The 13,063-nt window shown below is 42.6% G+C and carries 13 protein-coding genes; 5 read left to right on the forward strand and 8 right to left on the reverse strand.

Features of this window, described 5'->3' with window-relative positions; translation table 11 throughout:
* From E1163_RS21580 to E1163_RS21595, 4 genes are all read left to right on the forward strand, one after another.
* The coding region (locus E1163_RS21580) for an NAD(P)/FAD-dependent oxidoreductase (protein WP_155174545.1) at positions 1–1,113 on the forward strand (1,113 nt) is incomplete at its 5' end.
* 55 nt (positions 1,114–1,168) lie between these two features.
* On the forward strand, positions 1,169–2,623 hold the full coding sequence (gene nhaC / locus E1163_RS21585) for a Na+/H+ antiporter NhaC (protein WP_155174546.1): 1,455 nt from the start codon (positions 1,169–1,171) through the stop codon (positions 2,621–2,623).
* Between the two features lie 3 nt (positions 2,624–2,626).
* The gene (locus E1163_RS21590; RefSeq protein ID WP_155174547.1) at positions 2,627–3,217 is read left to right on the forward strand and encodes a 3'-5' exonuclease; all 591 of its coding nucleotides are present in this window, start codon (positions 2,627–2,629) and stop codon (positions 3,215–3,217) included.
* A 168-nt stretch (positions 3,218–3,385) separates the two neighbouring features.
* On the forward strand, positions 3,386–5,638 hold the full coding sequence (locus E1163_RS21595; RefSeq protein WP_155174548.1) for a PAS domain S-box protein: 2,253 nt from the start codon (positions 3,386–3,388) through the stop codon (positions 5,636–5,638).
* Positions 5,639–5,712: 74 nt separating this feature from the next.
* Here the strand turns inward: E1163_RS21595 and E1163_RS21600 are convergent, their stop codons facing one another.
* Positions 5,713–6,339, reverse strand: a complete 627-nt coding sequence (locus tag E1163_RS21600; protein WP_155174549.1) for an IMPACT family protein — start codon at positions 6,337–6,339, stop codon at positions 5,713–5,715.
* Positions 6,336–7,151 carry a hypothetical protein gene (locus E1163_RS21605; protein ID WP_246223820.1) on the reverse strand — a complete coding sequence of 272 codons (816 nt, stop codon included), beginning with the start codon at positions 7,149–7,151 and terminating at the stop codon, positions 6,336–6,338. The genes E1163_RS21600 and E1163_RS21605 overlap by 4 nt, the downstream gene beginning before the upstream one ends.
* 207 nt (positions 7,152–7,358) lie before the next feature.
* Between E1163_RS21605 and E1163_RS21610 the strand changes: the two genes are divergently transcribed.
* Positions 7,359–8,054 (forward strand): head GIN domain-containing protein, encoded by a 696-nt coding sequence (locus E1163_RS21610; RefSeq protein WP_155174551.1) that lies wholly within the window; start codon positions 7,359–7,361, stop codon positions 8,052–8,054.
* Positions 8,055–8,089: 35 nt separating this feature from the next.
* Here E1163_RS21610 and E1163_RS21615 read toward each other — a convergent pair whose 3' ends face one another.
* From E1163_RS21615 to E1163_RS21640, 6 genes are all read right to left on the reverse strand, one after another.
* Positions 8,090–8,779: a lysoplasmalogenase family protein gene (locus E1163_RS21615; protein WP_155174552.1), complete on the reverse strand. Its 690-nt coding sequence runs from the start codon at positions 8,777–8,779 to the stop codon at positions 8,090–8,092.
* A gap of 1 nt (position 8,780) precedes the next feature.
* Positions 8,781–9,974 carry an MFS transporter gene (locus E1163_RS21620; RefSeq protein WP_155174553.1) on the reverse strand — a complete coding sequence of 398 codons (1,194 nt, stop codon included), beginning with the start codon at positions 9,972–9,974 and terminating at the stop codon, positions 8,781–8,783.
* Between the two features lie 111 nt (positions 9,975–10,085).
* Positions 10,086–10,670, reverse strand: a complete 585-nt coding sequence (locus E1163_RS21625) for a hypothetical protein (RefSeq protein WP_155174554.1) — start codon at positions 10,668–10,670, stop codon at positions 10,086–10,088.
* Positions 10,671–10,842: 172 nt separating this feature from the next.
* A protein-coding gene (gene prfB, locus E1163_RS21630; RefSeq protein ID WP_155174555.1) for a peptide chain release factor 2 occupies positions 10,843–11,938 on the reverse strand; the annotation gives its coding sequence in 2 pieces (ribosomal slippage) (positions 10,843–11,877 and positions 11,879–11,938; 1,095 coding nt in all).
* 103 nt (positions 11,939–12,041) lie between these two features.
* Positions 12,042–12,545 carry a hypothetical protein gene (locus E1163_RS21635; RefSeq protein WP_155174556.1) on the reverse strand — a complete coding sequence of 168 codons (504 nt, stop codon included), beginning with the start codon at positions 12,543–12,545 and terminating at the stop codon, positions 12,042–12,044.
* A 4-nt stretch (positions 12,546–12,549) separates the two neighbouring features.
* Complete coding sequence (locus E1163_RS21640; protein WP_155174557.1) at positions 12,550–13,056, reverse strand: DUF2628 domain-containing protein; 507 nt, start codon at positions 13,054–13,056, stop codon at positions 12,550–12,552.
* Positions 13,057–13,063: the final 7 nt, after the last annotated feature.

A 13,063-nucleotide genomic window follows, 5' to 3' on the forward strand; every position in this document is an offset into this window, starting at 1 on the left:
GAAAAGCAGACTTTTACTGCTTATGATTATGCTGTTGTAGGAAGTGGGATCGTTGGGCTTTCCACAGCTATCTCCATTAAAGAGAAGCAACCGGATGCTTCGGTGGTTGTTTTTGAGAGTGGCTTATTGCCCACTGGGGCAAGCACTAAAAATGCCGGTTTTGCTTGTTTTGGAAGCCTTACCGAACTGTTGGAAGATATTAAAATACTGGGTAAAGAAAAGGCCCTGGAGCTGGTTATGGAGCGATACCTGGGGCTGGTAAAACTCAGGGAGCGGTTGGGTGACCAAAATCTGGATTACCATAACCACGGTGGCTATGAACTCATTCGTGAGCAGGAACTGTACTGCATAGAGGAAATAGAAACCATAAACGATTTGCTCAAGGATGTGTTTGATAAAAAGCCATTTGAGGAGAATAAGTCCCTGATCAGTGAGTTTGGATTTAATGAGCAGGTTGTAAAATCTATGATCTATTCCAGGTATGAGGGGCAGATAGATACAGGTAAAATGATGAAGAGCCTGATCAATGTGGCTCAGAGGATGGAGATACGGATTCTGTCAGGTGCGAGTGTCAGCAAAATTGAGGACAATGGTAGTGATGTTGATATTGTTGTAGCTGACCAGACCTACGGCCATGTAAATTTCAAGGCAGGTTCTGTAGCGATCTGCACCAATGCTTTCACCAAAAAGTTTATTAATGACCTTGATCTCAACCCCGGTCGAGGTATTGTGTTGGTGACCAAACCCATTGAAAACCTTAAGTTCAAAGGGGTTTTCCATTGCGAAAAGGGCTACTATTACTTTAGGAACTACGGCAACAGGGTGATTTTCGGAGGAGGGAGAAACCTCGATTACAAAGCAGAAACAACCACGAGCTTTTCACTAAACGAGCAAATCAAAACCGAGCTGCTTCGTCAACTCGATGAAATTATATTACCGGATACGCCTTACGAGGTGGATTATTTCTGGGCAGGCATAATGGCTTTTGGCCAAAATAAGCAGCCTATATTAAAACAGCATTCCGATCATATCTACCTGGGTGTGAGGCTCGGTGGTATGGGAGTGGCCATTGGCAGCCGTATGGGCGAAAAACTTGCGGAAATGATGATCTGAATGCACTAAATCAAAATCTTTTTCTATCTTCGATGCTTTAACCTAAAACTAGCACATGGACAAAACATACAAGCAGCCTTCTTTAATTCTTTCTTTAATACCAATTTTCTTTCTGGTAATCCTTTTGGCCTCTAATGTTTACGTCTTCAGCGACAACGCTTCCTACGGTCCTAATCAGATGGCACTCATCTTTGCGGCAGCGTTCGCCGGTGTGCTTTCCCTCAAACTCAACTATTCATGGGATGAAATACTGGACGGTATTGTCAGCAGCATAAGTTCCGCCATGGGTGCTATTTTGATCTTATTAATGATCGGCTCCCTGGCAGGTACCTGGCTGATCAGTGGTGTGGTGCCGGCCATGATCTATTACGGGCTTGAAATCCTCAATCCTACGATATTCCTTTTCGCAGCTTGTATAGTAAGTGCGGTTGTTTCGCTGGCTACGGGCAGTTCGTGGTCTACATCTGCTACTATAGGTATAGCATTAATGGGCATTGGCCAGGCGCTGGGTATCCAGCCCGGTGTTATTGCCGGTGCGGTAATATCGGGAGCATACTTTGGAGATAAAATGTCGCCGCTTTCAGATACTACCAATCTGGCCCCTGCCATGGCCGGAACAGATCTTTTTACCCACATCAGGTACATGGCCATGACGACCGGGCCTTCTATTACTATCACCTTGATCATTTTCCTGATATGGGGTTTTAACATTGAGGGGAATACAGCTTTGGGCACAGTAAGCGACGTCCAGTCAGCTATAGCTTCCAAGTTTGAAATCAATTTATTCCTTTTTGTCGTGCCTGCCGTTGTAATTTTCCTGATCATTAAAAAAGTACCGGCCTTACCTGCACTATTAATAGGCACTTTATTGGCGGCTATATTTGCCCTTATTTTCCAGCCTCATATTGTACAGTCGGTTACCGGAGCCAGCGAGTTTAACCTGGTTTCTGCGTACGAAGGAGTAGTAAAAGCAATGTTCACCACGGTAAGTGTAGAAACAGGTGACAAAATGGTAGATACTTTATTGTCAGCAAGTGGCATGGAAGGCATGCTTCCTACCGTATGGCTGATAGTTTGCGCCATGATATTTGGAGGCATTATGGAGCGTAACGGTATGCTCAAAAGGCTGGCTCAATCTATTATCAAGCTTGCGCACTCCACTGGCTCATTGGTTGCTTCTACGGCCGGTACCTGTATCACATTCAACCTTACAGCTTCCGACCAGTATATCGCCATAGTGGTGCCCGGCAGAATGTTCAGACAAGAGTTTGAAGACAGAGGCCTGGCTCCAGAGAACCTGAGCCGGACCCTGGAAGATTCAGGAACAGTTACATCAGTGCTTATACCTTGGAATACATGCGGTGCTTATCAGTCTTCCGTGCTGGGAGTGGCTACCATGGCATATTTACCGTATTGCTTTTTTAATATATTGAGCCCTTTCATGACTATATTGTTTGCTTACGCGAATATTAAGATCCGCAAAGTGGACCAAACAGAAAAAAGAGTTTAAAACATGTATCCGGCCACGATCTCCAGTGAAGAAATTAATGAACTAGAACTTCAGCGATATGAAGGCAAGGTTCATATTATCGCCCAGCCTGATCAGGTAGCGGAGGTCATGCGCAAGATAGCCGGCGAAAAGGTGGTGGGCTTTGATACAGAAACCAAGCCGGCCTTTAAAAAAGGTGAATATAACCATGTATCTCTCATCCAGATAGCCACCTCAAAAGAAGTGTTCCTGATCAGGACCAACATTACAGGGCTTACCGATGAGCTTATCGTATTCCTGTCAAACAAAAAATTATTGAAGATCGGAGTTGCCCTGAGGGATGACATTAAAGACCTGAGAAAACTGAGGGAGTTTATGCCGGGGGGATTTGTGGAGCTTAATAAGCTGGTGAAAGAAATTGGTATTGAGAGCAACGGACTCAGAAAGCTGGCTGCAATCATATTGGGTTTCAGAATTTCAAAAAGCGCCCAGATTTCAAACTGGGAAAGCGAAAAACTAACGGATAAGCAAATCAACTACGCGGCTACAGATGCCTGGGTATGTATTGAAATGTACCACGAACTTGTAAGAAAAGGATACTTAAAATCCTCATAATTCTTCTTTATTTCCGTCATTCTTACATAAGAAATATTCCATCAAGTGGAATAATCTCCCAAAATGGAATTAATATTTATTATGGGAGTGCCTTAATTCAAGAATTAAGGGGTGTAAACAGTTTGGCATGGTAATTTGTTTAAATTAAAAAATTAAACATTAAACAAATTGAATAACAAACGCACCCTCCTCCTCCCCTTAATTATTGTCTTTACCGGCTTAGTTATCTCAGTACTTATTTACACAGGTCAGCAGACAACTTTATCAATAATTATTACAGTCTCAGCTTTTGCATTGCTGGGCTTTCTTGCCTTTCGAATGCTCAAAAGTAGTGAAGATGATAGAAAACGTTATGCCTCACAACTTGAAGCAGAAAATATACGAGTGAACAAAATGACCACCTTCGTAGAAACAATTGCTTCAGGAGACTACAAGGCAGATCTTCATTTAAATAAAGAAAATGACGAGCTGTTTCAAAAGCTTTTTAAAATGCAGGAAAAACTGCGCTCCACTGCCGATGAAGACCTTAAACGCAACTGGGTAAATACCGGCCTTGCCCGGTTTGGAGAAATACTGCGCAGTGAGAGCAACCTGCAAACGCTCTCAGATAATATTATTTGCAATCTGGTAAAGTACCTAAATGCCAATCAGGGTGGACTGTTTGTGATTGAAGAAAGTGGTAACGAGAAATATCTTGAGCTTAAGGCAGCTTATGCCTATGACAGAAAAAAATTCATTAACAAAAGGATAAACCCCGGCCAGGGGTTAACCGGTCAATGTTGGTTGGAGGGTGATAAAATATTGATGACGGACATTCCCGAGTCGTATATCAGTATAACATCAGGCCTTGGAGAAGCTCTGCCCAGATGCATCCTGATCATGCCTTTGAAAGTTAATGATGAAATATATGGAGTTATTGAGATAGCATCATTTAAGGTGCTTGAACCATATGAAGTTGATTTCGTGGAAAAATTGGCGGAAAGTATAGCTTCCACTATTTCCAATGCTAAGGTCAATGCCACCACCAAAACCCTGTTGGAAGCCACTCAGCAGCAGACTGAAGAACTGAAAGCCCAGGAAGAAGAAATGCGCCAGAACATGGAAGAGTTACAGGCTACTCAGGAAGAGATGCAGCGGGTTTCTGCCGAGATGTCTGAACAGCTTCGGGTTATCAATGGTACGATTGCTACTGTAGAATTTGACCTGTCGGGCAATATTAAGGATGCCAATGACAATTTCCTTTCATTAATGGGATATAACAAGGAAGAAATCATTGACAGGCATCATAAAATATTTGTTACTACTGAGGAAGCTGACACTGAAGCCTATGCTAAGTTTTGGAAAGATCTTGGTGCAGGCCGATCCTTTGATGGAGAATTCAGAAGAATCAACAAAAAAGGTAATATCGTCTGGATAAAAGGAATGTACAGCCCTATGCTCGATAACTCCGGAAGGCCTGTGAAAGTGGTGAAGTTTGCCTATGATATTACTGATCAGAAAAAGCAGCAGGCTGAAGTAGAGCAAAGTTTGGAGGAGATTACAGCCACTCAGGAGGAGATGGAGCGGGTTTCCGCTGAGATGTCTGAACAGCTCCGTATTATCAATGGTACCATTGCTACTATAGAGTTCGATCTGTCAGGCAACATTACGGACGCTAATGACAACTTCCTGAAATTATTGGGCTATACCAGGGAAGAAGTCGTTGGTAAACACCATAAAATATTTGTTGCAAGAGAAGAAGTCGATACAGAATCATATGCAAGGTTCTGGAAGGAACTGTCTACCGGGAAATCCTTCGATGGGGAGTTCAGGAGAATAACTAAAAACGGGGATACTGTCTGGATAAAAGGAATGTACAGTCCAATACAGGATAACTCAGGAAAACCAGTAAAAGTGGTAAAATTTGCATATGATGTAACAGAACAGAAAAAGCAACAGGCTGAACTAGAACAAAGTTTGGAAGAGATAACTGCTACCCAGGAGGAAATGCAAAGGGTTACCAGTGAAATGTCTGAACAGCTTCGTGTAATCAACGCTACCATTGCCACTGTTGAATTTGACCTCTCCGGTAAGATCCTGCAGGCGAACGATAACTTCCTGGCACTTGTAGGTTATAACAAAAAGGAGATCATAGGTCAGCATCACCGGATTTTTGTAGATAAAGAAGAAAGTAAGTCCAAATCATACGCTAAATTCTGGGAAACACTGGCTGCTGGAAAATCTTTCAATGGTGAGTTTAAAAGGTTGACTAAGGATGGCCAGACCATTTGGATCAAGGGAATGTATAGTCCTGTCAGGAATGAAGCCAAAGAAGTGGTGAAAGTGGTGAAATTTGCCTATGACATCACCAGGGAAAAAGAGCAGCAAGAACAAATGGAACATCAAAAGGAGGAGCTTACGAGATTGAGAAAGGCAAACTAATCCACCCGAATCTGAATTGAATTGTGCAGGGGTATTCCAAAAATAGGAGTACCTTTTCCTGTTTTCACGCTCTCTTAGTCATCGGAATATTCCAGGCTTACCTCATGGCCTGTATCTATCAGCAACGTTACTTTTTCTTCAAGCTGATCAGTCATGCCTATTTTTATTTCTCCGGTCAACTGGCAATCTGCCTCAAAAACCTGATCGGTAATTTTTACCTCAAAATCGTTGATCAACCGCATGACCTCATTGGTAGTGTCGTAGCTATATCTGAGGTTTATGGTACGGGTAATATCTATTTTTTTGACCTGCACATTATTGAGGGCTTCTTCCGTGGACACTTTGTAGGCATTGATCAGTCCGCTCACACCTAACTTTGTGCCCCCGAAATACCGCACCACTACCACGAGTGTGTTGGTCAGTTGCTTAGAGTTGATCTGCCCCAATATTGGGTCTCCGGCAGAGTGGTTAGGCTCTCCATCATCGTTTGCCCTGTAAACTTCCCTGTCTGCGCCCAGTACATATGCGTAGCAGTGATGGCGGGCATCATAATATTTTTTCCTAAGCTCATCCAGCCGGTCTTTTATATCGTCCTCTGAGGTTACAGGATATGCAAAAGCCAGAAATTTACTTCCCTTCTCTTTGTAAAGCCCTTCGGCAGGGGCTGAAATCGTGAGGTAACTTTCTGCTTTTTTACTCATAGAATAGCTAATATTTCCTGATATGATATAAAAATAATGGCCAAAACCGCCAGTACCAAACCTGCCTGATTAAGCCTGGAAAACCTCTCTTTAAAAAAGGCTACTGAGAGACCTGCAGCAAAAATAATGATTCCCACATTGATCAGGGGATAAACTATGGCCCCGTCATTGCTAAATGCGGAAAGAGAGGTGATGAGAAAGTAGATGGAGAAATAGTTGACCACACCAAGTACCGCTCCACCTCCAAAGCTGATCAGTGACAGCTTTCTTCTGTTACTGATCAGCAGAAAAATACCGATAACCCCTGCCGAAGCAAAGATAAACATCGGAAAAACTGCTGATTCCCTTTCCGTAAGGAAATAATAGTTGGTATAGTTAATTGAGGAATCAATAAGGCCTCCAAAAATAAAAACCAGCAGTGGAAGAAATAGATCAAGCCCTTTCAGCTTGTTTGCCTCAATTTTTTTCTCCTTATAAGAGCTCATAAAAATAGCTGCCAGAGCCAGTACCATACCGGCATAGTTAAGCCAGGTGTAAGGTCGTGACTGGATGTCAAGCAAAAAAATACTGAAAAGCACCGGTATGATCAGCGACATTTTAGCGGAAATGGACGATACCGTCATGCTGAATTTTTGCGTAGTGATGGCCATCAGGTAAAATGTCCCAATAAAAATGCCTCCGAGCGCCAATGCAATCAGCACCCAGGGTTCATCAATGGTAATGTCTCCAAGTGCCGATCCATCTCCCATAAAAACCGCCCCGGTGATAACGCAAGTCACATAGTTGAAGACGATAGCCTGAAAGGTATCCATCTTAAATGTGGAAAATAATCTAAAGCAAATAAATATGCCCACATTCATTAGGACACAAAGTAAAATATCCAGCATTAGTCTAAAGTTTGGGGGCGCAAAATAAGATATTTTTTAACGTACTTGTAACCCCTCCTTAAAATTTGAGTCTAATTGATGCAACCTGCCCTGATAGTCCGGGTCTTTAGCTAAAATCTAATAACAATAACTATGATAAAGGCAAAAACCATATTAATCCTCCTTTTCTCATTTTCATGTATTTCATTATTTGCACAGCAGTCTGAAATACGAGAAGTGTCATCATTCAATCAATTGTCTTTCAGTACTGCAGGTAAAGTGTACCTGACACAAGGCTCTACGCAGAAAGTAGAACTGAAAGGATCAAGAGACGTACTTGAAAAAATAGAAACCGAAGTACGGGGCGGACGTCTGATTATTAAAAGGGAAAGTTCGGGCTGGTTTAGCTGGTCTGACGATGGTGACCTGGAGGTATATATTACCGTGCCCGAAATAGAAGAGCTAAATGTCTCAGGTTCTGGCAAAGTATATGGCAAGAATACCATAAAGACATCAGATATGGAAATCAGTGTCAGTGGCTCCGGTAGTGTTGATTTAAATACTACGGCAAGTGATCTGGATCTTTCCATTTCGGGGTCTGGGGAAATTTCACTTGAAGGTTCTGCCCGCTATGTGGATATTTCCATAAGCGGGTCAGGTAGTTTGGATGCCGAAGATTTGAAGTCCGATTCATATAAAATAAAAATATCAGGTTCGGGAAGTTGTAAAGTATTTGCAGAGAAATCCATCGATGCTTCGATCAGTGGGAGTGGTAGTGTTTACTACAAAGGAAACCCTTCAAATGTCAACAGCCATTCATCGGGAAGCGGTAAAGTGAGAAAAATTTAACTTTTCAGGTCAATAACTCAGAGTGTCAGGGGGTGCTATAAAGTTGGCACCCTCTTTTTATGTAGTAATAATCCCTGCACTATGGTGAACTGCGCCAGGATATAGGTGAACATGATCCAAAAACCTGCGATGGGAAGCGGTTCCATAAATTTATTGATAGCAAGAATGGAGTCCGACATCATGAACAGAACGGCACCGAAAAATATAAAACCAAAACTGGCTTGGGAGGTGTAACCGAAGCGGTTAAGCGCGAAAATGGCCATAGCAACGATTACACTGGCGTAAATAATAACGGGTACCATCAAATCCCCAAGTTTGGGCAACAGGACGTATACCAGTCCGCAGCCGGCCAGAACCAGTATGAATACGTAGCGGATCCTTTGGGTTGGGAGCAGGCCGTTTTCCTCTTCTTGCCACCGGGCTTTTTTGTACGTATAAATATAGATCAGGTGAGCTACAAGAAAAGACCCCAGCCCCAGCATAAAATAGAGTTCACCTCGATCCTGAAACATCAATACCACATCACCTATCCAGGAAAATAGCAGGGCCAACAGCCCAAAATTAAGTAGAGAGCTCTTCTCAGTGCTGGATACCGCAAAATATATCATCAAAAGCGGCATCAAAAATGGCTTAGAGTAGAACGCCAGGTCGGAATTTCCAATAATTTGAGAAGTAAGGTTTATCGCAGCAACTATGACAAACAGGATCAGGATAATTTTTCTCACTTTAATTAGTTGTTTGCTGTTTTCTTGCCAATTTAATCATTAGAAACAGAAACGCAATAATTGCAAAGAAGCCACCGGACCAGAAGGTGATCATAAAGTTTTCTGCTTTGTTGGCATAGATCCATCCCGAAAGCAGTGCGCCCATCATAATACCAAACTCAAGGGCGATGAAAACGGTGGCCATGGCCTTTCCGCGGTTCTCGTCTTTACAGAGGTCTGCAGTCCAGGCAAATATAGTAGGGGAGTTCATTCCCGTGCCCAGGCCAAAGAGTACTGCACCGGTAAGCAACATAAAAACACTGCCGGCTATACCCACCACAAACATTCCTGCAGCATAGAGTAAGGTGGCCACCAGAAGTACCCGCTCACGGCCATATCTGTCCGAGGCCTTACCCGCCAAAATACGCACCAACAATGATGATACTGTGAAAACCGTGAAAAATACTCCTTTGTTTTCCATCCCGAGATGTTTGCTCAGGTCTGGTACAATAGTCAGCACTATGCCGAAAGAAAACACCGTAAAGAACATCACAATGGAAGGGGCTATTACACTTGGGTCATAAATTTCATTGCGGTTTATTTTCAGGTGCTCTAACCTGAATTTCTCAGGCTTGGCCAACGTTTCCTTCATGCCTATCAGTACCAGGATGGAAAGGATGGCCAGTGCTGAAGAGGTGTAGAACATTACATCCATAGAGTACCACAGCTTAATCTGGCTCCCGATTGCAGGGCCACTTGCCATACCTATGGTGCCAAATACCCCTGAGATGCCCAGTGCTTCGCCACGTCTCTGATAAGGTACAATATCCGCAACATAAGCTACCGTGCCGGTAGGTTTAAACCCTGTTGAAAAACCATGTATAAAGCGTAAAGCAAAAAAACCGACAACTGTGGTGATCATAGGATAGACAAACCCGATCACAAAGCAGACAGCAGCTCCGATGATCATAACAGGGATCCGTCCTATCCTGTCGGTTAGTTTTCCGCTAAATGGCCTGGAAATTAATGCTGTAAGTGTAAATAAGGATATGATCAACCCCTTGTAATCCTCTCCGCCAAGGCTGGTCAGATAATCCGGCAGTTCCGGAATGATCATGTTAAAGCTGGCAAAAAATAAATAGGAGCTGATACATAAAAGCCAGAATTGTAAGGTGTAGGTCCGTTCTTTAGGGGAGTTAACTGCTTGTGCCTGCATGATGCCCGCAAAGCTAACCTAAAAATCAGGATTAGAGGGTAATACCGGGGCTCTAAATGATGAGTGGAGCCTATGTTAGGTTTCAGAGTTTAAAAGTATGGTTGTACGGCGTTAGTTCAAACACCCTTCTGTTGCCACTACTTGGATACTAATAACTTTAGCTTTGTTCCCAACTTTATTTGCCTGTTCTTTAATACCCACCAATTCCTCTACTATATATTCTTTATCTATAATTTCATAATCGGCAAAGCAAGCAATTCCATTTATATTAAGACGATATTCAATTCGATGACCAGCAGTTTTTTCGTATAAATAAAAATCACTATATTCTGTAATTACCGCAGTTACATAAAGGGAGTCGGAGTCGGAGTTGTTTATGAGGTCTATTAATGAAGAACCCGCTTTAATATGATCTGCAGTTTCAAAGGTACTGCTTTTTGTGCTGAGCAGGTTAATCGTTGAGTCTGAGTTAATACCTGCCAAAATCTTATTCTCATCACTTCCATAATACCTTCCATAAAAATAAAAACCATCAGCATTATGTAGTGTATCTGAAATAAACGGTATTGTCATGCTGTTCAATTGTTGACAGAGCTCTAATGAACCTATAGAATTATTTGTTATTATATTCTTCTGTCCGAAAGATTGAACAAAGAATGATGTAAAGAGCGTAATTCCAATTATAATTGATTTCATTGATTTGTGGAGATTCCCCGGTTGCATTACAGCTTCGGGAAATTAATTAAAGGTTTAATCAAAGGTGGTCCCAAGAGTCCTTTATTCCAAAGCTCCTTATAATTTGACCATATAGTCGAATATTTGGATGTTAAAGGACTGTTGGGATTACCTTATAAACTGGATAGAAACTTTACCTGGCCTTTTCCTTCTGCTGGCCCAGCAAAAATGCTTTGATGTAATCATCAAGGTCACCATCCAGCACGTTCTGCACATCTGTTCTTTCCACACCTGTACGGGCATCTTTGATCAGCTTGTAAGGATGAAGCACATAATTCCTGATCTGAGAACCGAAATCGATCTTCATCTTTGAGCTTTCAATTTTGTCGCGCTCAGCATTTCGCTTTTCTATCTCCATCTGGTATAAGCGCGATTTCAGCATCTTCATGGCTCGTTCCCTGTTAGCCAACTGCGAACGTTCCACCTGGCAGACAATAACAATACCCGTAGGCTTATGCGTGATCTGCACCTTGGTTTCCACCTTGTTCACGTTCTGCCCACCTGCACCACCAGACCTTGAAGTGTGGAATTCAATATCGGCAGGGTTGATCTCTATTTCGATCTCATCGTCCACGATAGGATAAACATATACAGAAGCAAATGAAGTATGGCGTCTGCCTCCCGAATCAAAGGGAGAGATACGCACCAGCCGGTGCACGCCTATTTCAGCTTTCAGGTTACCGTAAGCAAACTCGCCATCAAACTCAAGGGTGGCGGATTTTATGCCGGCTGTATCCCCGGGCTGGTAGTTGACCTGCTTCACATTATAGCCATGTGACTCGCCCCACATAATGTACATCCGGTTGAGGATGTCGGCCCAGTCCTGGCTTTCGGTTCCACCGGCACCCGGATTGATCTCCAGCATAGCGCCAAGCTGATCTTCTTCTCCACTCAGCATCTTCTTAAACTCGAGATCTTCTACAGCTTTCAGGGTTTTCTCATACTCACTGTTCATCTCTTCTTCAGCTACCTCGTCGGCTTCATAAAATTCGTTCAGGGTATCCAGGTCGTCGAGCAGTTGCTTTACCTCTTCAAAGCTGTCTGTCCACATTTTTTTGCTCCTGATCTCTTTAAGGGCTTTTTCAGCTTCATTGGGATCATCCCAGAAACCGGGCTGGGCGGTTACCAGCTCTTCTTCTTTTACTTCTTCTACTTTCTTATCGTAGTCAAAGATACCTCCTCAAGGCTTCTACTCGAGCCTTCAAGTCTTTCAACTCGTCTGTGGTCATGTCAAAATATTTATATAAATGATGTAAGGGCACAAAGCTAAATGAAAAATCGCGACTTTAGAAGCTTTTGCCGAAGTCGATAGTAAAGAGTGGTGTACAGCAGTCAAATCTCGCCTATTCTGATCCGGTATTTCTTGCCGAGCCTGACTTTTCGTTTTTTAAATATTGACAGCAGAACACCTCCGGCCACAATAGCGGCACCGATACTAACAGCTTTTTCCTCTATACCGGGTTCATCAGCAACAAAGGTTTTGTTTATTTGGGAAATGGCGGCAAAACCCGCCCCACCACGTGTCCCGATCCAGGAGAAAGTGTGTAGAAATCTTCCTTTTCCCCTGTCACGGACATCAATAAACTCAATCTCGTCAAGCAGTATTGTATTGTAATGAAAGCGGATGCGATCGGAGTATAAACCCTGGATGTAGCCTTTGTTCCAATACTTCTCGCCCTTAAGTTTAAAGCGGAGCATTTCACCTTCATGGAATTCGTAGGTGGAAGGCCTGCCGGGTTTACCTATAAGCAATTTATCCTGGGCAAGTGTCAAAGAAGGTATAAATACAACAAAAAACAGAAGTGGTTTGAGATTCATCCAAACTTTAAATTCCATAATGTCACATCAATAAAGCAATAATAATGAGTACCAGGATGATTATAAAAGGTATTAAAGAAACTCCGCCTTTCTTAGCCAGCAGTTCGAGCCTTTGCTCCTCGTCGCTGGTGGAGGAGAGAATTGCTTGAATAGATTTCTCTGCCCTTTTCAAATAAAAGTAATTGCCTGCAAAAGCCCATACCATACCAAATGCAAACGATGATACATAAAAAACTATTGTTTGAACAGACGCACTTACTGCAAAAAGGTCGTAAATCAATTCTTCTACAAAGCTGGACGCCATTATGATTAAAAAGATGACAGCCCCTTCTACCCATAGCTTACGGTAAAAGAACCAAATAAAGCCTATAAAAAACGGAGCGATATTAAAGGTGAACTTGTTACCGTCAAGGTATGCCTGGTATTTTTCAGTATAATATGCTGTCTGTTTTCCAAAATACGCCTCCAGGTATTTTTCATCCGGCATAGCGCTTTCAGACAGGTAATTCTCGTCAATTACGTCACTCATTTAAAAA

This window comes from Fulvivirga kasyanovii, assembly GCF_009711405.1.
Lineage (GTDB): Bacteria > Bacteroidota > Bacteroidia > Cytophagales > Cyclobacteriaceae > Fulvivirga > Fulvivirga kasyanovii.

What these genes read in the sequence shown, in the direction of transcription:
- nhaC (WP_155174546.1), top strand. Translation starts at nt 1,169, where the DNA reads ATGGACAAAACATACAAGCAGCCTTCTTTAATTCTTTCTTTAATACCA.
- E1163_RS21605 (WP_246223820.1), bottom strand. Translation starts at nt 7,151, where the DNA reads ATGGATACCTTTCAGGCTATCGTCTTCAACTATGTGACTTGCGTTATC.
- E1163_RS21635 (WP_155174556.1), bottom strand. Translation starts at nt 12,545, where the DNA reads ATGGAATTTAAAGTTTGGATGAATCTCAAACCACTTCTGTTTTTTGTT.
- E1163_RS21610 (WP_155174551.1), top strand. Translation starts at nt 7,359, where the DNA reads ATGATAAAGGCAAAAACCATATTAATCCTCCTTTTCTCATTTTCATGT.
- E1163_RS21600 (WP_155174549.1), bottom strand. Translation starts at nt 6,339, where the DNA reads ATGAGTAAAAAAGCAGAAAGTTACCTCACGATTTCAGCCCCTGCCGAA.
- E1163_RS21590 (WP_155174547.1), top strand. Translation starts at nt 2,627, where the DNA reads ATGTATCCGGCCACGATCTCCAGTGAAGAAATTAATGAACTAGAACTT.
- E1163_RS21640 (WP_155174557.1), bottom strand. Translation starts at nt 13,056, where the DNA reads ATGAGTGACGTAATTGACGAGAATTACCTGTCTGAAAGCGCTATGCCG.
- E1163_RS21625 (WP_155174554.1), bottom strand. Translation starts at nt 10,670, where the DNA reads ATGAAATCAATTATAATTGGAATTACGCTCTTTACATCATTCTTTGTT.
- E1163_RS21620 (WP_155174553.1), bottom strand. Translation starts at nt 9,974, where the DNA reads ATGCAGGCACAAGCAGTTAACTCCCCTAAAGAACGGACCTACACCTTA.